At 72.9% G+C, this 22954-nt stretch carries 20 protein-coding genes and 1 tRNA gene; 15 read left to right on the top strand and 6 right to left on the bottom strand.

From position 1 onward, the window contains the following. Positions 1-91 precede the first annotated feature (91 nt). On the top strand, positions 92-1108 hold the full coding sequence (locus tag Csp2054_RS13710) for an alpha/beta fold hydrolase (RefSeq protein WP_096899991.1): 1017 nt from the start codon (positions 92-94) through the stop codon (positions 1106-1108). A gap of 5 nt (positions 1109-1113) precedes the next feature. After that, positions 1114-2205: a glycosyltransferase family 4 protein gene (locus Csp2054_RS13705; protein WP_096900022.1), complete on the top strand. Its 1092-nt coding sequence runs from the start codon at positions 1114-1116 to the stop codon at positions 2203-2205. A 60-nt stretch (positions 2206-2265) separates the two neighbouring features. On the opposite strand, the gene Csp2054_RS13700 is transcribed toward Csp2054_RS13705, so the two are convergent. The 3 genes from Csp2054_RS13700 to Csp2054_RS13690 all read right to left on the bottom strand — a co-directional run bounded on the left by Csp2054_RS13700 (position 2266) and on the right by Csp2054_RS13690 (position 4621). Continuing rightward, on the bottom strand, positions 2266-2991 hold the full coding sequence (locus Csp2054_RS13700; RefSeq protein ID WP_096899990.1) for a hypothetical protein: 726 nt from the start codon (positions 2989-2991) through the stop codon (positions 2266-2268). 74 nt (positions 2992-3065) lie between these two features. Beyond that, complete coding sequence (locus Csp2054_RS13695) at positions 3066-3704, bottom strand: histidine phosphatase family protein (protein ID WP_096899988.1); 639 nt, start codon at positions 3702-3704, stop codon at positions 3066-3068. After that, positions 3701-4621 (bottom strand): Sir2 family NAD-dependent protein deacetylase, encoded by a 921-nt coding sequence (locus Csp2054_RS13690; RefSeq protein WP_255252753.1) that lies wholly within the window; start codon positions 4619-4621, stop codon positions 3701-3703. Before Csp2054_RS13690 ends, Csp2054_RS13695 begins: the two co-directional genes overlap by 4 nt. A gap of 63 nt (positions 4622-4684) precedes the next feature. On the opposite strand from Csp2054_RS13690, the gene Csp2054_RS13685 reads away from it, so the two are divergent. The 3 genes from Csp2054_RS13685 (at position 4685) to Csp2054_RS13675 (ending at position 8314) form a co-directional block, all read left to right on the top strand. Beyond that, entirely contained in the window at positions 4685-5500 is an 816-nt protein-coding gene (locus Csp2054_RS13685; RefSeq protein WP_096899986.1) for a TrmH family RNA methyltransferase, read from the top strand. Between the two features lie 157 nt (positions 5501-5657). After that, a complete protein-coding gene (locus tag Csp2054_RS13680; protein WP_096899984.1) occupies positions 5658-6890 on the top strand; it encodes a D-alanyl-D-alanine carboxypeptidase family protein in 1233 nt (410 codons plus the stop codon). 80 nt (positions 6891-6970) lie between these two features. Beyond that, complete coding sequence (locus Csp2054_RS13675; protein WP_096899982.1) at positions 6971-8314, top strand: serine hydrolase domain-containing protein; 1344 nt, start codon at positions 6971-6973, stop codon at positions 8312-8314. Between the two features lie 21 nt (positions 8315-8335). Here Csp2054_RS13675 and Csp2054_RS13670 read toward each other — a convergent pair whose 3' ends face one another. Next, positions 8336-9148 carry an SGNH/GDSL hydrolase family protein gene (locus tag Csp2054_RS13670; protein ID WP_096899980.1) on the bottom strand — a complete coding sequence of 271 codons (813 nt, stop codon included), beginning with the start codon at positions 9146-9148 and terminating at the stop codon, positions 8336-8338. A 23-nt stretch (positions 9149-9171) separates the two neighbouring features. Here Csp2054_RS13670 and Csp2054_RS13665 point away from each other — a divergent pair, with 23 nt between their 5' ends. The 7 genes from Csp2054_RS13665 (at position 9172) to Csp2054_RS13635 (ending at position 17461) form a co-directional block, all read left to right on the top strand. Then, the gene (locus tag Csp2054_RS13665) at positions 9172-10317 is read left to right on the top strand and encodes an acyl-CoA dehydrogenase family protein (RefSeq protein WP_096899978.1); all 1146 of its coding nucleotides are present in this window, start codon (positions 9172-9174) and stop codon (positions 10315-10317) included. A gap of 67 nt (positions 10318-10384) precedes the next feature. After that, positions 10385-11635: a DNA polymerase IV gene (gene dinB, locus Csp2054_RS13660; protein WP_096899976.1), complete on the top strand. Its 1251-nt coding sequence runs from the start codon at positions 10385-10387 to the stop codon at positions 11633-11635. An 89-nt stretch (positions 11636-11724) separates the two neighbouring features. After that, entirely contained in the window at positions 11725-13545 is a 1821-nt protein-coding gene (locus Csp2054_RS13655) for a DEAD/DEAH box helicase (RefSeq protein ID WP_096900020.1), read from the top strand. Positions 13546-13552: 7 nt separating this feature from the next. Then, a complete protein-coding gene (locus Csp2054_RS13650) occupies positions 13553-13762 on the top strand; it encodes a hypothetical protein (protein WP_096899975.1) in 210 nt (69 codons plus the stop codon). A 74-nt stretch (positions 13763-13836) separates the two neighbouring features. Beyond that, positions 13837-15129: a DUF2254 domain-containing protein gene (locus tag Csp2054_RS13645; RefSeq protein WP_141399269.1), complete on the top strand. Its 1293-nt coding sequence runs from the start codon at positions 13837-13839 to the stop codon at positions 15127-15129. 137 nt (positions 15130-15266) lie between these two features. Beyond that, complete coding sequence (locus tag Csp2054_RS13640) at positions 15267-16097, top strand: formate/nitrite transporter family protein (RefSeq protein WP_096899971.1); 831 nt, start codon at positions 15267-15269, stop codon at positions 16095-16097. Positions 16098-16132: 35 nt separating this feature from the next. Further along, on the top strand, positions 16133-17461 hold the full coding sequence (locus tag Csp2054_RS13635; protein WP_096899968.1) for an NAD(P)/FAD-dependent oxidoreductase: 1329 nt from the start codon (positions 16133-16135) through the stop codon (positions 17459-17461). A gap of 265 nt (positions 17462-17726) precedes the next feature. Here Csp2054_RS13635 and Csp2054_RS13630 read toward each other — a convergent pair. After that, positions 17727-17812 (bottom strand) — tRNA-Leu (locus Csp2054_RS13630). A 187-nt stretch (positions 17813-17999) separates the two neighbouring features. Between Csp2054_RS13630 and Csp2054_RS13625 the strand changes: the two genes are divergently transcribed. From Csp2054_RS13625 to mshC, 3 genes are all read left to right on the top strand, one after another. Next, the gene (locus Csp2054_RS13625; RefSeq protein ID WP_096899967.1) at positions 18000-19325 is read left to right on the top strand and encodes a M20/M25/M40 family metallo-hydrolase; all 1326 of its coding nucleotides are present in this window, start codon (positions 18000-18002) and stop codon (positions 19323-19325) included. A 62-nt stretch (positions 19326-19387) separates the two neighbouring features. After that, complete coding sequence (locus tag Csp2054_RS13620; RefSeq protein ID WP_096899965.1) at positions 19388-20218, top strand: undecaprenyl-diphosphate phosphatase; 831 nt, start codon at positions 19388-19390, stop codon at positions 20216-20218. Then, positions 20215-21459, top strand: a complete 1245-nt coding sequence (gene mshC / locus Csp2054_RS13615) for a cysteine--1-D-myo-inosityl 2-amino-2-deoxy-alpha-D-glucopyranoside ligase (protein ID WP_096899963.1) — start codon at positions 20215-20217, stop codon at positions 21457-21459. The genes Csp2054_RS13620 and mshC overlap by 4 nt, the downstream gene beginning before the upstream one ends. 566 nt (positions 21460-22025) lie before the next feature. Here mshC and Csp2054_RS13610 read toward each other — a convergent pair. Beyond that, complete coding sequence (locus Csp2054_RS13610) at positions 22026-22949, bottom strand: proteasome assembly chaperone family protein (protein WP_096899961.1); 924 nt, start codon at positions 22947-22949, stop codon at positions 22026-22028. Positions 22950-22954: the final 5 nt, after the last annotated feature.

Genomic DNA, 22954 nt, shown 5'->3' with positions numbered 1-22954 from the left:
CACCTCCACAGGTCGCTCGCGTCTGCGAGTTCTCCACATCCACGTCGCCAAGGGGGCTTGTGCGACGGTCGCCTTCCCTAGACTGGCCCGGATGCGTCCGCCCGTGCTCTCCCCGTACCAGTCCCTCATGGCAGCGACCCCGGTCGTGCACCGTGCCGTGCAGGTCGACGGCCGACGGACGCACTACTGGGTGTACGGCCCCGAGGACGCGACGCGCACCGTCCTGGCCGTGCACGGGTTCCGCGGCGACCACCACGGGCTCGAGACCATCGCAGCGCACCTGCAGGGCGTCCGCGTGATCGTGCCGGACCTGCCCGGGTTCGGCGTGTCCGACCCGCTGCCGACCTCCGACATCGACTCCTACGTCGGGTGGCTGACCGGGTTCCACGCGGCGCTCGGCCTCGGTGCGGACACCGTCGTGCTGGGGCACTCGTTCGGTTCCATCGTCGTCGCGGCGACCGTCGCCGCCGGTCTGCGGACCCGCCTGCTCGTGCTCGTCAACCCGATCGCGGCCCCGGCGCTCCAGGGCCCGCGGGCGATCGCGACCGGCGCGGCGATCGGTTACTACCGCGCCGGGGCCCTCCTGCCGAAGCCCCTCGGGCTCGCGCTGCTGCGCGACCCCGTCATCGTCCGGGTCATGAGCATCGCGATGCTCAAGTCGCACGACCGCGAGCTGCGGCGGTGGGTGCACGACCAGCACGACCGGTACTTCTCGGCGTTCTCCGACCGCAGGAGCGTGCTCGAGGCGTTCCGAACCTCGGTGACCCACGACGTCGCGGAGTACGCGGCCCGCATCAACGTGCCGGTGCTGATGATCGCTGCCGAGCACGACGACATCACGGCGGTCCCCGAGCAGCGGGCGCTGGCGGCGCGGCTCGCCGACGCCGAGCTCGTCGTGGTGCCGGACGTCGGGCACCTCGTCCACTACGAGACCCCGGCGGCGGCGGCCTCTGCCGTGTTGCGGCGGATGGACGATGCCCCCGGAGCGCGCCCCGGCGCCCCTCGCGGGGCGTGGGCTCGCTCGAAGCGGGCCGCGGCGGCGGCGCCTGACGGGGCGGACGCAGGTCGCGCCTCCCGGTCCGACCGCGGCGCGGAGCGCGCGTCGTGAGCCGCTTGCGGATCGGTATCGACTGCCGGTACGTGCGGATCGGCCGACACGACGGCATCTCGCGGTTCACCGCCGGCGTCGTGCAGCACCTGCCGGACCGGCACGACTACACGCTGCTCGTGCACGACGAGCGCCAGCTCGAGTCGCTGCCGGCCGGACTGCCGCACGCGCTGCTGCCGGCACCGACCGACGCGGGGGAGCCGTTCGTCGCCCGCCACGTCGACCGGCTCGGGCTCGACGCGGTGTTCTCGCCGATGCAGACCATGGGGTCACGCGGCCGGCACTACGCCCTCGTCCTCACGCTGCACGACCTCATCTACTACCGAAACCGCACCCCGCCACGGGAGTTCTCGTGGCCCATCCGTCTCGGGTGGCGTGCGTTCCACCTGTCCTGGGCGCCGCAGCGCTTCCTGCTGAACGGTGCCGACGGCGTCGTCACCGTGTCCGAGACCACCGCCGGGCTGATCCGGCAGCACCGGCTCACGAAGCGTCCGGTCACGGTGGCGTACAACGCGGCCGACCCCGCCCCGCGTCGGCCGGCGGACGGACCGCGCCGGCGCGACCTCGTCTACATGGGGTCGTTCATGCCGTACAAGAACGTCGAGACGCTCGCCGCCGCGGTGCCGTTGCTCGGGGCGGAGTGGCGCCTGCACTGCATGTCGCGCGTGTCCGACGCCGATCGCGCGCGCCTGTCCCGCCTTGCGCCGCCCGGGTCGATCGTGTTCCACGACGGTGCGAGTGACGAGGAGTACCTCGACGTCCTGCGCTCCGCGACCGCGCTCGCGACCGCCTCGCACGACGAGGGCTTCGGCATCCCGCTCGTCGAGGCCATGGGCGTCGGGACCCCGGTCGTCGTCAGTGACATCCCGATCTTCCGCGAGATCGGCGGGGACGCTGCGGAGTACTTCGATCCCGGGTCCCCGTCCGCGGTCGCGGCCGCGGTCCGACGGCTCGAGGCGCGCTGGGACGAGGCCGCTGAGCGCTCCGTCGAGCGGGCGGCACGGTTCCGCTGGGCGGACTCGGCCGAGCAGGTCGTCCGTGCCGTCGAGCGCGCGGTGGAGGACCGCGCCGGGAGGACGGGGAGCGACGGGGACTGAGCCGTCCCCGACGGTGCCGACGTCCGCGACGGCGCGGTGTCGGTCGTCCGGTCGCGCGCGTCAGTCCTCGGGCCGAGCCGCCGTCACGGTGCTGCCCGGGAACGCCTCCTCCGCCGCGTGCGAGGCCTTCGCCATCACCGCGGCGAGGGCCTGTCCGCGCCCGATCGTCCGGACGGTCATCTGCTGGGAGCCGGGGTCGTCCGTCGGGTCCGCCGTCCCCCAGCCGCACTCGACCCCGCGGACCCCGCCGATGGCGAGCAGCTGGCGTGCGACGTCGAGCCGGCGTGCGGTGACGTCCCGGTCGGCGGAGACCCCGACCTCGACCTCGCCGAGGTCCGCGACGGCGTAGACGTGGACGCCGTTGCCCGCGGTCCGCTCGGCGGCGCGGCTGAGGTCGGCGACGAGGGCGTCCTGCTGCTCGGCCGGCAGGTCCGGGTCGACCGTGACGGTGGACGTCACGTCGTAGCTCGCGAAGCCCGTCTTCTGCGTGTCGCCGGCATCGACCGACCGGACCCCGTCGAGCGCTCCGGCTGCCGCGGCGAACCGGGCCTGCGCGGCGTCGGGTTGGGGGAACACCCCGCCGACCCCGCTCTGGACGCTGCCGATGATGGTGCTCAACGCGACGACGAGCACGCCGGCCGCGACCACGACGCCGACGAGCACCAGGGCACCGCGGCGGACGCGCTGTGCACCAGACCGGGTCGGGACGGACGACGTCTCGGGACCGAACGCTCGGTCGAGGTCGTCGTCCGGGCTGTTCGACCACCCGGGCCCCTCGGTGCTCACGTCGTCCCCTTTCCACCCACCGGGGTGCGCCCCGGGGGTGACCGCGAGCCTAGTCCGCGGGGGTCACGGCCGGGTCAGCTCCGCCGTTCGAGGGGGTTCTGGTACGCGAACGCCGCGCCTCCCGGCCCGTCCGAGGCGTCGTCGACGGGGTCGTCGAAGCGGACGAGTTCGGCGTGGAAGCGCTCGGGGTCCCACCGGAACGAGTGGATCGACCCGTTCCGGATCGGGGTGCGGTGCCGGTCGGCGGTGCCCGGTGCAGCCGCGTTGACGACGCTCCGGATCACGGCGCCGTGGGTCGCGACGACGACGGAGCCGCCGTCGAAACGGACGGCGATCTCGGCGAGCTGTTCGGTGACGCGCGCGAGGAGCGCCGCCCGGGACTCTCGGCCGGGCACGTCGTCGTGCGGGTAGCGGACGCGGATCTCGGCGTCGGTGAGCCCCTCGGCCTCGCCGTAGGACCGCTCGACGAGGCCCGCGTAGGTGTCCGGCACCCGCAGTCCGAGTCGGTCGGCGATGATCGAGCCGGTCTCGAACGCGCGGGACAGCGGCGAGGCGACGACCGCGTCGAACCGGCGTCGGGCGAGCAGGTCGGCGGCGCCGGCGGCCTGGGCGCGGCCGGTGTCGTTCAGGGGGACGTCGGTCGACCCCTGGATGCGGCGCTGCCGGTTCCAGTCGGTCTCGCCGTGGCGGACGAGGGACAGGCGGGTCGTCACCGTTCGGACGCCGCAGGTCGGGTCGGCACGGCGGGTCCGACCGGGACAGCGGGGACGGTCGCGGCGGCTGCGGCGTCGGGGGCGGTCAGCCGGGACGCGAGCTGCACGAGGGTCTCGGTCGTGCCCGCGTCGATCTTCACCGCGGCCCGGCGGTCGCTCCTGGTGGTGCCGCGGTTCACGATCACCACGGGGTGCCGCCGGCGGACGGCGTGGTCGACGAGGCGGACGCCGGAGTTCACGGTGAGGGACGACCCGACCACGAGGAGGGCGTCGGCGTCGGCGACGATCGCCACGGACTCGCGGAACTTCTCGGCGGGGACGAACTCGCCGAAGAACACCACGTCGGGTTTGAGGTCCCCGCCGCACACGGAGCAGTCGGGCACGACGAAGCGCTCCACGTCGGTGATCTCGACGTCGCCGTCCGGTTGCAGCTGCACCGAACCGGGCTCGTCGATCCAGGGGTTCGCGCGGTCGATCGTGGCCGCGAGGTCCGAGCGGGAGAAGACCTGGCCGCACGTCAGGCAGACGGCACGGTCCATCGAGCCGTGGATCTCGACGACGCGGCGGGAGCCGGACCGCAGGTGCAGTCCGTCCACGTTCTGCGTGATGACCCCGGTGACCGTGCCGGCACGCTCGAGCTCGGCGAGGGCGCGGTGGCCGTCGTTCGGCCGGGCGGCGGCGAACGTCCGCCACCCGAGGTGCGACCCGGCCCAGTACCGCTGCCGCTTCGCCGGGTCGGAGCGGAACTCCTGGAAGGTCATCGGCTTGCGTACCACGCGTCCTGCGCCCCGGTAGTCGGGGATGCCCGAGTCGGTGCTGAGCCCGGCGCCGGAGAGCACCGCGATCCGCTTGCCGGCGAGCACCTCGACGGCGCGGTCGAGGTCGTCCGCGGCGGGGGGCTCGTCGATCGGGGGCATCGTGTTCACGGTACCCTCAACAGCCGACCCCCTGGCGCACTTCCCACCCTGGAACGGAGCCCCGTGCACGTCGTCCGCATCGAATCCCTCGACGATCCCCGCCTCGACGACTTCGCACGGCTCACCGACGTGGCGCTCCGCCGGGTGACGGAGCCGGAGGGCGGCCTGTACATCGCCGAGTCGAACACCGTCATCGAACGGGCGGTCCGCGCCGGGCACGTGCCCCGCAGCGTCCTCGTGCAGGAGAAGTGGCTGGAGGGTGTGCTGCCGCTCGTCGCCGACCACGACGGCCCCGTGTTCGTCGGACCGGACGCGCTGCTCGAGGAGCTCACCGGCTTCCGGATGCACCGCGGCGCGATCGCGGCGATGCACCGACCGGCGCTGCCGAGCGTGGCCGACGTCGTCCGGGACGCCCGGCTCGTCGTCGTGCTCGAGGACGTCGTCGACCACACGAACGTCGGTGCGGTGTTCCGGAGCGTCGCAGGTCTGGGCGCCGACGCCGTGCTCGTGAGCCCGCGCTGCGCCGACCCGCTCTACCGACGGAGCGTCCGTGTCAGCATGGGGACGGTGCTGCAGGTGCCGTGGACCCGGATCGGCGAGTGGCCGGCGGCGGGTGACGCCCTCCGCGACGAGGGCTTCCACCTGGCGGCGATGGCGTTGACCGACCGTTCGGTCGACCTCGACGCCTTCGTGACGGACGTCCCGGAGAAGGTCGCACTCGTGATGGGGACCGAGGGGCAGGGCCTCACGCCGGCCGCGGTGGCGGCTGCGGACACGACGGTCCGGATCCCCATGCACCACGGCGTCGACTCGCTCAACGTGGCCGCGGCGAGCGCCGTCGGCCTGTGGGCGGTCGCGCACGCGCAGCGCGCGCGCTGACCGGAGCGGTGCGCGGCGGGCGGTCCGAAGGGGGCGGTGCGCCGCATCGCGTACCGCACCGGGTCCGCTCGGCCGGTCGGGAGGCGCGACCCGCGTTCTCCACAGCTGGTGCGTCCCACCGGGGCCGGGTCGGGCCTCCCGGCTAGGCTCTCCTGCTGTGTCACGAGTCGTCCGCCGCCCCCGCTCCGCCGTCCGGCGGCCCGTGACGGTCTCGGTCGTCGCCGTGCTCGTCCTCGTGGCGGGCTACCTGGTCGCAGCGGCCGTGGTGCCGTTCGCACCGGCGAGCGCCTCGACGACGACGTACGCGGCACCGACGTCGACCGTGCCGGACCTGCGGTTCCCCGGGTACGGCGCGACGGCGGTGGAGGCGACCGGGTTCCCGGAGAGCCTCCGCACGAGCGGGGACGAGCACGAGCGGTCGATCGCGAGCATCTCGAAGGTCGTGACGGCGCTCGTGGTGCTCGACCGGAAGCCGCTGCAGCGGGGGGACGACGGTCCGACGATCACGTTCACGCCGCAGATGCAGGCCCTGTACGGGCAGTACCTCGCGAAGAACGGCGAGGTCGCGCCGATGCCGGCCGGTCTGCGCCTGTCCGAGTACCAGACCTTCCAGGTCATGCTCATGAAGTCGGCGAACAACTACGCCGGTGCGCTGGCGCTGTGGGCCTTCGGGTCGATGGACGCCTACCGGCAGGCGGCGGGCGCCTGGCTCGACGAGCACGGGCTGGACGACACGAGCATCCAGGAACCGACCGGCCTCGACCCGCACAACCGGTCGACCGCGACCGACCTGGTCGACCTCGGCCAGCTGGCGTTGGCGAACCCCGTGGTCAAGGAGATCGTGGGCACCAAGCAGGTGACGGTGCCGGGCGCTGGCGAGATCGAGAACTCGAACAAGCTGCTCGGCCTCGACGGGGTGGAGGGCATCAAGACGGGCACCCTCGACGAGGCCGGCGCGTGCCTGCTGTTCGCGGCCACGTACGAGCGCGGCGGTCGGCAGGTGACCGTCGTCGGCGCGATGCTCGGCGGGGTCGACCACGACGCGCTCGACGACGACGTGCAGCGGCTCCTGCGGTCGGTGGCGGACAACTTCCAGGTCGTGACGCTCACCCACCAGGGGCAGACGTTCGGGTCGTACCGCACCCCGTGGGGATCCCGTGCCGACGCGGTGGCGGCCGAGGCGCAGGACGTGCTCGTGTGGGGGCGGACGACGGTGTCGGCGAAGGCGCACCTCGACTCGGTGACGGTGGGGGAGCGCGGCGAGTCCGTCGGGCGGGTCCGCTTCACGGTGTCCCACCACGATCCGGTGACCGTCCCGCTCGAGCTGGACCGGACCATCCCGGACCCGGGCATCTGGTGGCGGTGGACGAACCCGTTCCGCGGCACGTGACCGGGGCCGGCTGCTCAGGCACGCTGACGGGACCGCGGGCTTGCTGACGCGACGGCGGTCCTGCCGGTAGCGTCGACCCCGTGACGACGACGTTCCCCCGCAGCACCCCGTCCGCCCTCGGCATCGACGCACGCGGGGTCGCCGCGTTCCTCGACGCCCTCGAGTCGACGCCCGACGTCGAGGGGCACTCCTTCGTGCTCCTCCGGCACGGCCAGGTGGCGGCGGAGGGCACGTGGGACCCGTACCGCGCGGAGTCGGTGCACCTGCTGTACTCGCTGAGCAAGAGCTTCACCGCGGCGGGGGTCGGCATCGCCGTCCGCGAGGGGCTCGTCGACCTCGACGCCACGGTGCTGTCGTACTTCCCTGAGCTCGACGCCGAGGTCACCGACGAGCGGAGCCGTCGCATCTTGGTCCGGCACGTGCTGGCGATGGCGAGCGGCCACCGCGAGGAGACCCTGGAGCGGGCCCGGGCCATCGACCCGAAGAACATCGTCCGGGGCTTCCTGTTGCTGCCGCCCGACGAGGAGCCCGGCACGGTCTTCGCGTACAACCAGCCGTGCACCTACACGCTCGCCGAGATCGTCCGCCGGGTGTCCGGCGGGTCGCTCGTCGACTGGCTGCGCCCGCGGCTCCTCGACCCGCTCGGCGTCACCGACCTCGCCTGGAAGCGCGACGAGCAGGGCAACGAGCTCGGCTTCAGCGGCTGCTACGCGCCGGTCGACGCGGTCGCGAAGCTCGGCCAGCTGTACCTCCAGCGCGGCGTGTGGGACGGCCAGCGCATCCTCGACGAGGACTGGGTCGACGCCGCCACCCGGGTGCAGGTGGAGAACCCGCTCGAGGAGAACCCGGACTGGAGCCAGGGGTACGGCTTCCAGTTCTGGATGGCCCGCCACGGGTTCCGCGGCGACGGCGCCTACGGACAGTTCTGCGTCGTCCTGCCGGAGCAGGACGTCGTGCTCGCGCTGACCGGGCAGAGCCTCGACATGCAGGCCGTGCTCGACGCGGCCTGGCAGCACCTCCTGCCCGCCGTCGACGGCGCGGACGCGGACGCGGCCGCCGACACCGCACTGGAGGCACGGATCACCTCCCTGGGACTGCCGCCGGTGGCGGGGGAGCGGCTCCCCGACGACGCCGCGGTGGGTCCGCTGCGCCGCGAGGGCGACGCGTGGCGGCTCTCGGTCGAGGTGGACGGCGGCACCCTCGACGTCCCGGTGGGTGAGGGGGCGTGGGTCGTCGACGGTCCACTGGCCGGCAGCGGAGCGCTCGTCGACGGCGGTCGCACGGTCGCCGTGGAGGTCCGGTTCGTCGAGACGCCGCACGCCGCCCACGTCCGGGTCGCCCGCGACACCGGTGCGACCTCGTTCGCCTGGGTGACCGAGCCGCTCCACGACGGCGCGCTCACGCTCCGACGTCCCGCCGACTGACCGGCGGCCGCACGGGTCGGATCAGGGCGTGTCCGAGCGCCGGCCGACCGCCTGCAGGGTCGGCCGCTTCGGGCTGATCCCGTCGCCGGAGGACGTGTGCCGGATGCGCCGGACCACCCACGGCACGAGGTACTCCTTCGCCCAGCCGAGGTCCTCGGCGCGGGCCTCCCGCCACGGGCGTGCCTCCAGCGGCTCCGGAGTCCACGGGGCCAGTTCGTGCTCGACGCCGAGCGCGTCCAGCACCGCGGCCGCGACGGTGGCGTGCCCGGTCGGGGAGTGGTGCAGGCGGTCCGGAGCCCACATGCGCGGGTCGCGGAGGACCCGGAGCGCCCACATGTCGGCCACGACCGCGCCGTGCTTCAACGCGATGGCGTGGAGGTTCTCGTTGTAGATCGCCGTCTTGCCGCGGACCATGCCGAGCACCGGGGTCATGCCGACGTCGGGACCCGTGAACATCACGACGGTGGCGCCGTCGCTCCGGAGCCGGGCGATCATGGCGTCGACCTCCTCGGCGAGCGCGTCGGGGTCGGTGCCGGGGCGGATGATGTCGTTCCCGCCGGCGGACACCGTGACGAGGTCCGGTCCGAGCGCGAGCGCGGGTTCGACCTGCTCGTCGATGATCTGCCGGAGCAGGCGCCCCCGGACGGCCAGGTTCGCGTAGGCGAAGTCGGCGTCGCCGGCACCGGTCGTCGCAGCGCGGTGTGCGAGGACCTCAGCGACGCGGTCGGCCCAGCCGCGGTTGCCGCCCGGCACCGTGGGGTCCGGGTCCCCGATGCCCTCGGTGAACGAGTCACCGATCGCGACGTACCTGGACCACGGATGACGTTCTGACACGTCTCGGACCCTAGTCTCGTGGCATGAGCACGGCCAACCCGATCCCCGCGGACCTCCTCCAGCGCATCGCCGCACGGGCGCCGGGGTACGACACCGCGAACGCGTTCTGCGTCGAGGACCTCGACGAACTCCGCGCCGCCGGCTACCTCCGGCTCGGGGTCCCGTCGGAGCAGGGCGGGAGCGACCTCGGGCTGCGGGCGACCGCGGCGGTGCAGCGGACCCTCGCCCAGGCGGCGCCGGCGACGGCGCTCGGGCTGGGGATGCACCAGGTCTGGGTGCAGGCGGCTCGCGCGGTGCGTGCGCGAGGCGAGTCGTTCCTCCAGGCAGTCACCGACCACGCGGCGGACGACCACCTGCTCGCGTTCGGGGTGAGCGAACCCGGCAACGACGCCGTGCTCTTCGACTCGCTGACGCGGGCGGAGCCCGACGGCGACGGCGGCTACCGCTTCACGGGCACGAAGGTCTCCACCTCGCTCGCCCCGGCGTGGGACGTGCTCAGCGTGTTCGGGAAGGACACCTCCGGGCCGGAACCCGTCCTCGTCCACGGCTTCGTCCTGCGGTCGGACGGCGGCGTGCGGCACCTGGACGACTGGGACGTGCTCGGCATGCGCGCCACGCAGAGCCGCACGACCCTGCTCGAGGGCGTGCACGTGCCCGCCGGACGGATCGTCCGCACGCTGCCGGTCGGGCCGAACCAGGACCCGCTGACCTTCGGCGTGTTCGCGGCGTTCGAACTCCTCGTCGCCGCCGTGTACGTGGGCATCGCCGAGCGTGCCGTGCAGCTCGCGGTGGCGGCCGTGCGGGAGCGGACCGCGCTCGACGGCACGCCGCGGTCGAGCGACCCGGACGTCCGTCGGGCCCTGGCGGACGCGCAGGGCGCCGTCGACGCCGTCGCGCTCCAGGTCGACACGCTCGCCCGCGACGTCGACGACCTCGTCGACCACGGGCCGCGCTGGTTCCCGCTGCTCGTCGGCACGAAGGCCCGGACGGTCGACGCGACGCAGCGCGTCGTGGACGAGGCCCTGCGGGTCGTCGGCGGCTCGGCGTACCGCGCCGGCAGCGAGCTCGCGCGCCTCGCCCGGGACGTCCGGGCCGGCCAGTACCACCCGTCGACGCGGGACTCGGCCGCGCGCACGATCGCCGCGGGCCTGCTCGGACCCGTCGGCTGAAGCGCCCGCCCGCGGTGCCGGCAGCGGGCGGGACGTCGATGTCGGCGGTCGGTGGCATCATCGCCGTGTGAGCAAGCAGGACGGACGCAACCGGCTCGTCTCCGACGCGCCCGTCGACGACGTGACCGCCACCGTGCTGCACGTCGACATGGACGCCTTCTTCGCCTCCGTCGAACTGCTCGACCGGCCCGACCTGGTCGGCCTGCCGGTGATCGTCGGGCACGACTCCGACCGCTCGGTGGTGACCGCCGCCACGTACGAGGCCCGGAGGTACGGCGTGAACTCCGCGATGCCGATGGCGGTCGCCAAGCGCCGCTGCCCGAACGCCGTCGTCGTCGAACCGCACTTCGAGAAGTACCGCGAGCAGTCCGCTGCCGTGATGGCCGTGTTCGACCGCTTCACCCCGCGGGTCGAGCGCCTCGGCATCGACGAGGCGTTCCTCGACGTCGCCGGCGCCCTCCGGCTCTACGGCACCCCGTGGCAGATCGGGGCGGCGATCCGCCGAGCGGTGTTCGCGGAGACCGGTCTGCACTGCTCGGTGGGCGCGGCGGCGACGAAGTTCGTCGCGAAGCTGGCGTCGAGCCGGGCCAAGCCGGACGGGCTCCTCGTCGTGCCGGCCGACGACACGGTCGCGTTCCTGCACCCGCAGCCGGTGTCGGCGCTGTGGGGCGTCGGCGGCAAGACGCAGGAGACGCTCGAGCGGCGCGGCATCCGCACCGTCGGCGACCTCGCCACCACCCCACTGGCGTCCCTCGTCTCGGCGCTCGGGCCGGCCGGCGGGCAACGACTCCACGACCTCGCGTGGGGCCGGGACCCCCGGGTCGTCGAGACGGGGGTCGGGGAGAAGTCGATCGGGCACGAGGTCACGTTCGGCCACGACCTCACCGAGCGTGACGACGTCGCCCGCGAACTCCTGCGCCTCGCGGACAAGGTGGCCGTCCGGCTCCGCCGTGCCGACGTGCAGGCGCGGACGGTCGCGCTCAAGGTGCGCTACACCGACTTCACCACGCTCACCCGGTCACGGACCCTGGCCGAGCCGACCGACGTCGCCAAGCGGCTGCACCGCGAAGCCGTCGAGCTGTACGACGTGCTGCACCGTCCGGGCAACCGGATCCGCCTGATCGGCGTCCGCGGCGAGAACCTCGTACCCGCGGCGGCGAGCAACGCCCTGTGGGACGACGACGCGCCGTGGCGTGAGACCGAGACGACGGTCGACGCCGTGGCCGCGCGCTTCGGTGCCGGCGTGCTGCGACCGGCGTCGCTCGTGCGGAACGCGCCCGAGCAGCGTGCCCCGCACGCCCGGCAGGACCCGGCGTGACGGTACAATCGGGTGGAGTGAGCGCAGCGGAGTACGACAACCAGGACCAGGCCGCGACGCTGTGGAGCGACGCGTCGGACGGGTCCGCTGTGCGGCCACACGACGCGGCGGCGGCGCAGGCCGAAGCAGCCGGCAACGCCGCGGCCGAGCACCTCTCGCCGGCGTTCCCGGACCGCGCCGCGTGGGGCACCGCGTCGAAGCTGCGCGCCTGGCAGGTCGAGGCCCTCACGAAGTACTTCGAGACCGAGCCGCGCGACTTCCTCGCCGCCGCGACGCCGGGTGCCGGCAAGACGACGTTCGCGCTCCGGCTCGCCACGGAGCTCCTCGCGCGCGGCACGGTCGACCGCATCGTCGTCGTCGCACCGACCGAGCACCTCAAGCGGCAGTGGGCCGACTCCGCCGACCGCGTCGGGATCCGCATCGACCCGATGTTCAAGAACGGCGACGGCATGTTCGGTCGGCACTACCAGGGCGTGGCCATCACCTACGCGCAGGTCGGCATGAACCCCGAGGTCCACCAGCGGATCACGGCCGGCGGCAAGACCCTCGTCATCCTCGACGAGGTCCACCACGGTGGCGACGCGCTCACCTGGGGCGACGGCATCCGCGAGGCCTTCACGAAGGCCACCCGCCGCCTGTCGCTCTCCGGAACGCCGTTCCGTTCCGACACCGCGCCGATCCCGTTCGTGCAGTACGCACCGGACGAGCAGGGCATCCGGACGTCGATCTCCGACTACAACTACGGCTACGGCCGGGCGCTCAAGGACGGCGTGGTCCGCCCGGTGCTGTTCATGGCCTACGCGGGGCAGATGCGCTGGAAGACCCGCATGGGCGACGAGATGTCGGCCTCGCTCGGCGAGCAGGTCACCAAGGACATCACCGCCCAGGCGTGGCGCACCGCCCTGGCGCCCGAGGGTGAGTGGATGCCCGCCGTGCTCTCCGCCGCCGACAAGCGGCTGACCGAGGTGCGGCGCGGCGTGCCCGACGCCGGGGGACTGGTCATCGCGACCGACACGACGACGGCACGGGCCTACGCACGCATCCTCCAACAGCTCACCGGCGAGCGGCCGACCGTGGTCCTGTCGGACGAGGCCGCGGCCTCGGAGCGGATCGGGGCGTTCGCCGAGGGGGACTCGCGCTGGATGGTCGCGGTCCGCATGGTGTCCGAGGGCGTCGACGTCCCGCGGCTCTGCGTCGGCGTCTACGCCACCAGTGCGAGCACGCCGCTGTTCTTCGCGCAGGTCATCGGGCGCTTCGTCCGGGCCCGGCGCCGGGGCGAGACCGCCTCGGTGTTCCTGCCGAGCGTGCCGAGCCTGATGGCGTTGGCGGCGTCGCTCGAACTCGAGCGGGACCACGCGCTCGACCGGCCGAAGGACGCCGACGACGGCCTCTACAACCCGGAAGACGCGATGGTCGCCGAGGCGAATCGTGAGGACCGCGCCTCCGAGAGCCTCCTCGAGGTCCAGCCGTTCGAGGCGCTCGACTCGCAGGCGTCGTTCGACCGAGTCCTCTACGACGGCGGCGAGTTCGGCTCCGGTGGCGAGGTCGGCTCGCTCGAGGAACTCGACTTCATCGGCATCCCCGGGCTGCTCGAACCCGACCAGGTGCGCGACCTCCTCCGGGCTCGTCAGGCGTCGCAGGCGAAGCGCTCGAAGGGACGCCAGGCCAAGGACGGACTGCCGAAGCCCAAGGTCGACGAGGCCCGTCCGATGTACATGACCCTCAAGGAACAGCGCTCCGAGCTCGCCCGGCTCGTGTCGATCTGGTCGCGCCACTCGAACGAGCCCCACGGCGCGATCCACGCCGAGCTCCGGCGGATCAGTGGCGGCCCGGCCGTCGCGCAGGCGAGCGTCGAGCAGATCCAGAAGCGCATCGACGTGCTGCGCTCGCGGATCGGCGGGCGCCGGTGACCCCCGCGTGATCGAGCCCGTCGACGACCGCACCTGGCTGGTGCGGCGCGACCCGGAGTCGTCGCCCGAGGCGATCATCGACCGCTTCGGCGGCGGGTACCGGCTGCGCCGGTTCTCGTTGACCGAGTCGCGGCGGACGCAGCACGGCGTCTACACGGGGCCCGAGCTCGCCGAGACCGCGTGGTGGCGACTGCGCGACCGACGCTCACGGGACTGACCCGGACGACACCCCGGATCGGGCCGCACCGCATCCCCGAGACCGGTCCGAGCGCGTTCCGACAGACTCGGGTGATGCACACCCTCCTGCTCCGGATCCGCGAATCGTTCTGGTTCCTCCCGGCGGTCCTCGGGATCGGCGCGATCGTCCTCGCCGAACTGCTGGTGCTGCTCGACCGCTCCCTCGTCGACGCGGGTACCCGACTGACGTTCCTCGACGCCCTCAGCGCGAGCGGTGGCCGGTCCGTGCTCACCACGATCGGGACCGCGATGCTGACCGTGGCGGGCACGTCGTTCTCGATCACGATCTCGGTCCTCGCGACGACGTCGTCCACCTACGGCCCGCGGCTGGTCCGGAACTTCATGGCCGACCGCGCCAACCAGTTCGTCCTGGCCGCGTTCACGTCGACGTTCCTCTACGCGATGGTGGTGCTGCGCTCCGTGCACACCGCGGTCGACGACGGCGACGCGTTCGTCCCGGTCGTCGCGATCCACGTCGCCGTCCTGCTCGGGGTCGTCGACGTCGCCGTGCTCGTGTTCTTCATCCACCACATCGCATCGAGCACCCAGATCACCTCGCTCCAGGAGCAGGTGCAGACCGACCTCGAGGCAGTCGTCGACGCCGTGTACCGCGACGGCGACGACGAGGGTGTCCGTACCGGAGCGGTCACCGGGCCGCCTGCCGACGGGTGTGCGATCGTCGTGCGGACCGCCGGTGACGGGTACGTGCAGTCGGTGCACTGGGCGGCGCTCGTCTCATGGGCCGCCGACCACGACGCGCGGATCGACGTGGTCGCCATGCCCGGCGACCACGTCATCGTCGGGGACCCGGTCTGGCGGGTCACGCTGCCGGACAGCCCCGACCGCCCGGCCGACGACGGCACGGAGCGCGACGGCACCGCGGGCGACCGGACGGCGCAGGACCGGGCGGAGCGGGCCCTCCGGGGTCTGCTGCGCTCGTCCGTCGCCCTCGGCAGCGCCCGCACGCCGCTGCAGGACGTGGGCTTCGCGTTGCAGCAGCTCGTCGAGATCGCCGTGCGCGGCCTCGCGTCGGGCACCAACGACCCGTACACCGCCGTGAGCGCGCTCGACCTGTCCGCCACCGCGCTCGTGCCGCTCTGGCGCGGCCGCGAGCCGGTCACGGCCTACTGCGACGACGACGGCGGCGTCCGCGTGGTGCCGCGGTGGCCGGCGGTGGTGGAGCTCGTCGACTCCGTGTTCGCGTCGGTGCTGACGTACGGCAGCGAGCACCCGATCGTGCTCGAGGCCGCCGTCCGGCTGGCCCGTCGGCTCGAGGACGTCGCCCCGGAGCGGCGGCGCGGACTATTGGAGCCGACGCTCGACGCGCTCCAGCGGGCACGCGGCTGACCCGGGCCCGCGGCGCACCAGGGAACGCGGCGCACCAGCGAACGCGGCGCACCAGGGAACGCGGCGCACCAGGGAACGCGGCGCACCAGGGCGGTCGGCCGACACCGGCCCCAGCGCCCCGGACTAGCGTCGCCGACGTGAGCGATGAACGACGCCGAGAGCTCGGCGAGAGCGACGCCCCTGTCGAGGACGAGATCGAGGACTCGTTCGAAGCGGTCGTCGAGGAGGGTGCCGAACGGCTCCAGCGGACAACCCGCGTGGTGGTGGCGACCGGGCTCGCCGGCGGCCTCGAGATCGGGCTCGGTGTCATGGCGTACCTGGCCGTCCTGCACGAGACCGACAGCCACCTGCTCGCCGGTCTCGCGTTCGGCATCGGCCTCATCGCCCTGTACCTCGCGCACAGCGAGCTCTTCACCGAGAACTTCCTCCTGCCGATCGTCGCGCTCGTCGCCCGGGAGGGCACCGTCGTGCAGCTCGCTCGGCTCTGGGTCGGCACGCTGCTGAGCAACCTCGCCGGCGGCTGGCTGTTCATGTGGCTCGTCGTGCAGGCATTCCCGCAGTGGCACGACGAGCTCGAGGAGGCCGCACGGCACTACGTCGACGCGCCGTTCGGGCTGCAGGTCGCGGTGCTGGCGGTCCTCGGCGGGAGCACGATCACCCTGGTCACACGCATGCAGCAGGGCACCGACTCCGACCCGGCGAAGATCGTCGCCGCCGTCGTCGGCGGGTTCCTGCTCTCCGGACTGCAGCTCTTCCACTCGATCCTCGACTCGCTCCTGGTGTTCGGGGCGATCCAGGCCGGCGCCGACGTGTCCTACGGGCAGTGGGCGGGGTGGTTCGGCTACACGCTGGTGTTCAACGTGCTCGGCGGGGTCCTGCTCGTCACCGCGCTGCGACTGGTGCGCTCGGCCGACCTCGTGCGGCACCGCCGACGTTCTGCGCGCTCCGGCCCGAGCGGCGCGGCCTGATGACGACACAGGGGAAGTTCCGGTAGACCGGACGCATGGCAGATTCGATCCCGCACGTCCTGGTCCTCGGTGGCGGCGCCGCCGGCTACACGACCGTCAAGCAGCTGCAGAAGCACGCCGCCACGGTCCCGATGCGCATCACGCTCGTCGACCAGAACACCTACTACACGTACCTGCCGTTCCTGCCGGAGGTCGCGGGCGGACACATCGCACCCAAGGACGTCACCGTCGAGCTGCGACGGGCGCTCCGCCGCACCCGCGTCATCCAGGGCAAGGTCACCGGGATCTCGTCGAAGGACAAGACCGTGTCGATCTCGACGGCGGGCGGCGACGACCGCACGCTCGGGTACGACCAGCTCGTCGTGGCCCTCGGCTCGGTCACGCGCACGTTCCCGACCCCCGGGCTCGAGGAGTACGGCGTCGGCTTCAAGAGCGTCGAGGAAGCGGCCTACGTCCGCGCCAAGCTGCTCGACAACATCGCGAAGGCCGCGGCGACCCGCGACGAGGAGGAGCGTCGACGCCTGCTGACGAGCATCTTCGTCGGCGGCGGCTACACCGGCGTCGAAGCGATCGGCGAGCTCTTCGACGTCTCGCAGGCCGCGATCGGGACGTACCCGTCGCTGGCCGGCGAGCACCCCCGCTGGGTCCTCATCGACGCCCTCGACCGGGTCGCCCCCGAGGTCGGTCCCGAGCTGTCGAAGTGGACCCTCGAGTCGCTGCGCGCCCGCGGGATCGACGTCCGGCTGAAGACGACGATGCCGAGCGCCGAGGGCGGGGTCATCAAGCTCTCGGACGGCGACGAGTTCGCCGCCGGCCTGCTCGTCTGGACCGCGGGCGTGAAGCCGAACCCGCTGCTCGACGCCTCGGACCTGCCGCGCGGCCCGAAGGGGCACCTCGCCGCCAACGCGAAGCTGCAGGTCGAGGCCGAGGACACCCACGAGGTCGTCCCGGGCGTCTGGGGCCTCGGTGACGTCGCCCAGGTGCCCGACCTGACCGCCGAGAAGCAGCCGGCGTACTACCCGCCGAACGCGCAGAACGCCGTCCGGCAGGCCGTGGTGGCGGCGGACAACATCGTCGCGACCATCACCGGGAAGCCGCTCGAGGAGTACCGCCACCCGTCGATCGGCACCGTCGCCTCGTACGGCGTCGCGAAGGGCGCGGCGAACATCAAGGGCGTCAAGATGACGAACCTCCTCGCCTGGCTCGCACACCGTGCGTACCACGTCTACGCGATGCCGACGCTCAACCGCAAGGCCCGCATCATCATCGGCTGGGTCACCGGCGCGGTCTCCGGTCGCGACGCGACGTCGCTGATCAAGGAGACGGACCCGCGGCAGAACTTCGTCGAGGCGTCGAAGAGCTGACGCGACCACGTGACGGACGGGAGGCGCGGTGCCGGCTGGCACCGCGCCTCCCGTCCGTCCGTGGCCGTGGCCGTGGCCCCACGAAACGCGCACGCTTCGACCTCCCGCGCGTCGTTCGACGCGTGCCGCGTCGAACCGCGTGCGTTCCGCGAGCTCACCGCACCGAGCGGACCCGTCGCCGTGAGCGGCGCGATGGCGATCCTCGCCGAGGAGCACGAACGCGAAATGCCCCCTGGCCGCAAGGCCAGGGGGCATCTTCTTCGCGTGTCCGAGGGGGGACTTGAACCCCCACGCCCTAATACGGGCACTAGCACCTCAAGCTAGCGCGTCTACCAATTCCGCCACCCGGACAGGGTGTTGATCCAGTTGCCGGCCGGTCTTCCGGGTGTTTCCCCGGCGTTCCTGCCGAGAGAAGACACTAGCACGGGTCTGAACGGGCCATGAACACGGTCGTGCATCCCGGGCGCGTCCCCGCTGGCGACGCCTCCGGGGACGAGTGCGGACGCGGGGTGTCGGCACCGGCCGGTAGCGTGGCCGCATGACCGACCCCCAGGCGAGCACGGCATCCGACCTCGAGCTCGAGGAGACCGCGTCGATCGCTCGTGACCTCATCCGCATCGACACGACCAACTGGGGCGAGGGCAAGTCCCGCGGTGAGACCGAGGCCGCGCACTACGTCGAGGCGAAGCTCCGCGACCTCGGACTCGAACCGCAGCTGTTCGAGTCCGAGCCGGACCGGGTGAGCGTCGTCGCCCGGGTGCCGGGGCGTGACCGCGACAAGCCGGCCCTGGTGGTGCACGGCCACCTCGACGTGGTCCCGGCGGACCCCGCGAACTGGTCGGTGGACCCGTTCGGCGGCGTGGTCCGCGACGGCATGCTGTGGGGCCGCGGTGCCGTCGACATGAAGAACATGGACGCGATGATGCTGACGTCGCTGGCGGACGTCATCGCCGCGCAGGGCGCACCCGAGCGCGACCTCGTCATCGCCTACTTCGCCGACGAGGAAGCGGGCGGGGTGCTCGGCTCCCACCACGTCGTCGAGGAGCACCCGGAGGTGTTCGCGGGGGCGGACACGGCCATCAGCGAGGTCGGGGGCTACTCGATCACGCTGGGGGACCGGCGCGCCTACCTGCTCCAGACGGGCGAGAAGGCCCTGATGTGGATCAAGCTCGTCGCCACCGGCACCGCCGCGCACGGATCACACGTCATCCGCGACAACGCGGTCACGAAGCTGGCCGCGGCCGTCGCACGGATCGGCAGTGAGGAATGGCCGGTCCGCCTGTCCGCGACCACCGACGCGATGGTGGCCGAGGTCGCACGGTTCCTCGGGGTCGACCCGGCGGTGACCGGCCCGGACGAGGTCGCACTCGCCACCGGTTCTGCATCACGGTTCATCCACGCGGCGTTGCACACGACGACGAACCCGACCGTGCTGACGGCCGGGTACAAGCACAACGTGATCCCCGACGCCGCCGAGGCGCTCATCGACATCCGCTGCCTGCCGGGGGACGAGGACGCCGTGCTCGCCCGGGTCCGCGAGCTCGCGGGCGACGAGGTCGAGGTCGTGACGTCTTTCCGCGACGTGGGCCTCGAGCAGGAGTTCGGCGGCCCCCTCGTCGACGCGGTCCGTGACGTCCTCGGGCGCCACGACCCCGGCGCCCCGGTGCTGCCGTACCTGCTGTCCGGCGGGACCGACAACAAGGCGCTCTCGACGCTCGGCATCGCCGGCTACGGGTTCGTGCCGCTGCAGCTGCCGGCGGGCGTGGACTTCCCGGCGATGTTCCACGGGGTCGACGAGCGGGTGCCGCTCGACGCCCTCGCGTTCGGTCGGCGGGTCCTCGGCGACCTCTTCGCGTCGTACTGATATCTTCGATGGTCGCCCTCGTGGCGGTGTCCTGACAGACCTCCCTCCGGAAGGCCGGTGCCATGCACATCCTCGAGGCGATCTTCCTCGGCTTCGTCCAGGGGCTCACCGAGTTCCTCCCCGTCTCGTCGAGCGCGCACCTGCGGATCGTCGGGCTCTTCCTGCCCGACGCCGAGGACCCGGGGGCGGCGTTCACCGCCGTCACGCAGCTCGGCACCGAGACCGCCGTGCTGATCTACTTCTGGAAGGACATCACGCGGATCATCGCGCGGTGGTCGCGTTCGCTGTCCGGCCGGACGGTGCCGCGGAACGACCCGGACGCCCGCCTCGGTTGGCTCGTCATCCTCGGCACCATCCCGATCGGCGTCGCCGGGCTCCTGCTGCAGGACACGATCGAGACGACGTTCCGGTCGCTCTGGATCGTGGCGGTCGTCCTCATCGTCTTCGGCATCGTGCTGGGGGTCCTCGACGTCGTCGGCCGCAAGGTCCGGCGCATCGAGCACATGACGTTCGGTGGCGGCATCCTGATCGGCCTCGCGCAGGTGCTCGCGCTCGTGCCCGGGGTGTCCCGGTCCGGCGCGACGGTCTCGATGGGGCTCGCGCTCGGCTACACCCGCCCGGCCGCCGCACGGTTCGCGTTCCTGCTCGCGGTGCCCGCCGTGTTCCTGTCCGGTCTGTACGAGGCCGCGACGAGCCTCGGCGACACCGGCGCGCCGTTCGGGCTCGTCGACACGCTGGTGGCGACGGTCGTGGCGTTCGCGGTCGGGTTCGTCGTGATCGCCGCGTTCATGAACTACATCAGCAAGCGCAGCTTCCTCCCCTTCGTGGTCTACCGGATCGCACTCGGTATCGTTCTCCTCGTGTTGCTGTCGCTTGGTGTGATCCAGCCGTGAGGGCCTGGGAGGCCCCGTCCGTCCCGTCCGTCCCCGGAACCGGTCCGCGCCCCGTCGTGCACGACACGGCCGCCGGGAGGCCCGTGGACCCGACCCGAGGCGACGAGCGGGCGACGCTGTACGTCTGCGGCATCACCCCGTACGACGCCACGCACCTCGGTCACGCCGCGACCTACCTGGCGTTCGACACGCTCCTCCGCGCGTGGCGCGACGCCGGGCTCGACGTCGACTACGCGCAGAACACGACCGACGTCGACGACCCGTTGCTCGAACGTGCCGCGCGCGACGGCGTCGATTGGCGGGAGCTCGCAGCGTCGCAGATCGACCTGTTCCGCCGCGACATGGAGGCGCTCCGGATCGTGCCGCCGGACGAATACGTGGCGGTCACGGAGGAGGTCGAGCGCGTCGCCGAGGCAGTCGCGTTCCTGCAGGAGACCGGCTACGCGTACGACGTGCCGACGGACGACTCGGAGGGCGACGACGTCTACTTCGACGTGCACCGTCCGACCGAGGCGTGGGCGCTCGGTGACGAGAGCCGACTCGACCGCGAGACGATGCTCGCGCTGTCGGCCGAGCGCGGCGGCGACCCGGAGCGGCCCGGCAAGCGGGACCCGCTCGACCCGCTCCTCTGGCGAGCTGCCCGTGACGGCGAGCCGAGCTGGGACACCGAGCTCGGACCGGGCCGACCGGGCTGGCACATCGAGTGCAGCGTCATCGCGGGCGACAAGCTCGGGCTGCCGATCAGCGTCCAGGGCGGTGGCAGTGACCTCGTCTTCCCGCACCATGAGATGAGTGCCGGGCACGCCGCCGCGCTCGCGCACCAGCCGCTCGCGAGCGCGTTCGTGCACACCGGGATGATCGCCTACCAGGGCTCGAAGATCTCGAAGTCGCTCGGCAACCTGGTCACCGTGCGGGGGCTCCTCGACGAGGGCGCCGACCCACGGGCGATCCGGCTCGCGCTCCTCTCCCACCGGTACTCGGACGACTGGGAGTGGTTCGCGGGCGAACTCGAGTCGGCGGCGAGGCGCCTGGCGACCTGGGACGACTGGGCCGCCGGACGGACCCCGTCGCACGCGGACGACGCGGCGGACGTGATCGCCCGGATCCGGGCACGCGTGGCGGACGACCTCGACACCCCGGGCGCGGTCGCCGCGGTGGACACGGCGATCGCGGGCGGTACGGCTGCCACGCCGGACCTCGTGGACGTCATCGATGCGCTGCTCGGCATCCGTCTGGGCTGACGCGGGCGCGCCGTCCTCCGGTCCGGTCGCACGACGTGCCATGCGCGTGCCGCGCTGGTCACACGATCGGTCGGCTGGCGCCGCGTCAGGCGACACATGGTGCGACCAGGCGCGCGGGCCGGACGGGAGGCGCGTGGCGGGTCGCGCCGTGCCTCCAGTCCGGTCGACGGGTCGCGTTGGTCGCACGACGTGCCGTGCGCGTGCCGCGCTGGTCGCACGATCGGTCGGCCCGACGCCGCGCCGGGCGACACTTCGTGCGACCAAGCGCACGGGCCGGACGGGAGGCGCGTGGCGGGGGCGCGTCGTGCCTCCAGGCCGGTCGACGGGGGACTTGGTCGCGCGACGTGCCTTACGCGTGCCGCGCCGGTCGCACGTCCGGTCGGCCGGCACGTCGGGCGACACTTCGTGCGACCGGGCGCACGGGCCGGGACGGGGGGGCACGACACGCCGCGCGCGGTCCGGCGAGGTTCCACGGACAGCGTGCCGGGCCGCAGGGATGCCGAAATCGTGGAACCTCGGCAGGGCGGGCAGGCCGGGCAAGCCGCGCCGGCCTCGCCCGCGGAGCCCTACTGCTGCGGCGGCCGGAACCCCTCGCCACCGGCGGTGCCGCCGTCCTTGCCGTCCTTGCGCTCCCGACGGCGGAGGTACTGCTCGAACTCCTGCGCGATCGCGTCACCGGAGGCCTCGGGGGAGTCGACGGTGTCCCGGGCCTGTTCGAGCTGCCCGATGTAGGAGGCCATGTCCTCGTCGTCGGCCGCGAGGGCGTCGATGCCCTCCTCCCACTCCGTCGCGTCGTCGAGCAGGGACCCGCGCGGCACCGTGACGTCGGTGAGCTCCTCGATCTTGTCGAGCAGCGAGAGCGTGGCCTTCGGCGAGGGGGAGTTGTGCACGTAGTGCGGTACCGACGCCCACAGCGACAGCGTGGTGAGCCCGGCCTTGTCGACCGCGTCGGCGAGCACCCCGAGGATGCCCGTCGGACCCTCGTACGACGACCGGTCGACGTCGAAGGCCGCGCGGACCCCGGCGTTCTCGCTCGACACGAACACGGAGATCGGCCGTGTGTGCGGGACGTCCGCGAGCATGGCGCCGACGAACACGACCGCGTCGACGGAGTACACGTCCATGAGGTCGATGACCTCGGAGCAGAAGCCGCGCCACGTGCGCGAGGGCTCCGGACCGACGAGGACGAACACGTCGCGTTCGCTCGGCGAGCCGGTCGCACCGACGACGGGACGGCCGTCGGCCCCGGGCCCGTAGAGCACGATCCGCGGCCACTGGATCCCGCGGGCCCCGTCGTCGTCCGCCCCGACGTTCGGCCGGTTGAACTGGTAGTCGACGTACCGCTCGCCGTCGATCTCGCGCAGCTCCTCGAGCTCGAGCGCGTCGACGATCCGACGGGCGAGTCCGCTCGCCGCCTCTCCGGCGTCGTTCCAGCCCTCGAACGCGACGACGAGCAGACGACCGTCGCTGAAGGGGGAGTGCTGTGGCACGGGGC

It is taken from the genome of Curtobacterium sp. 'Ferrero', from assembly GCF_002412165.1.
Lineage (GTDB): Bacteria > Actinomycetota > Actinomycetes > Actinomycetales > Microbacteriaceae > Curtobacterium.
The sequence above is the reverse complement of the archived record's forward strand: the minus strand, read 5'-3'. Positions and strand labels throughout refer to the sequence as shown.

Coding starts and splice junctions, on each gene's coding strand:
- Csp2054_RS13710 (WP_096899991.1), top strand. CDS start 92: ATGCGTCCGCCCGTGCTCTCCCCGTACCAGTCCCTCATGGCAGCGACC.
- Csp2054_RS13690 (WP_255252753.1), bottom strand. CDS start 4,621: ATGCCCCCGATCGACGAGCCCCCCGCCGCGGACGACCTCGACCGCGCC.
- Csp2054_RS13665 (WP_096899978.1), top strand. CDS start 9,172: ATGAGCACGGCCAACCCGATCCCCGCGGACCTCCTCCAGCGCATCGCC.
- Csp2054_RS13645 (WP_141399269.1), top strand. CDS start 13,837: ATGCACACCCTCCTGCTCCGGATCCGCGAATCGTTCTGGTTCCTCCCG.
- Csp2054_RS13635 (WP_096899968.1), top strand. CDS start 16,133: ATGGCAGATTCGATCCCGCACGTCCTGGTCCTCGGTGGCGGCGCCGCC.
- Csp2054_RS13625 (WP_096899967.1), top strand. CDS start 18,000: ATGACCGACCCCCAGGCGAGCACGGCATCCGACCTCGAGCTCGAGGAG.
- Csp2054_RS13620 (WP_096899965.1), top strand. CDS start 19,388: ATGCACATCCTCGAGGCGATCTTCCTCGGCTTCGTCCAGGGGCTCACC.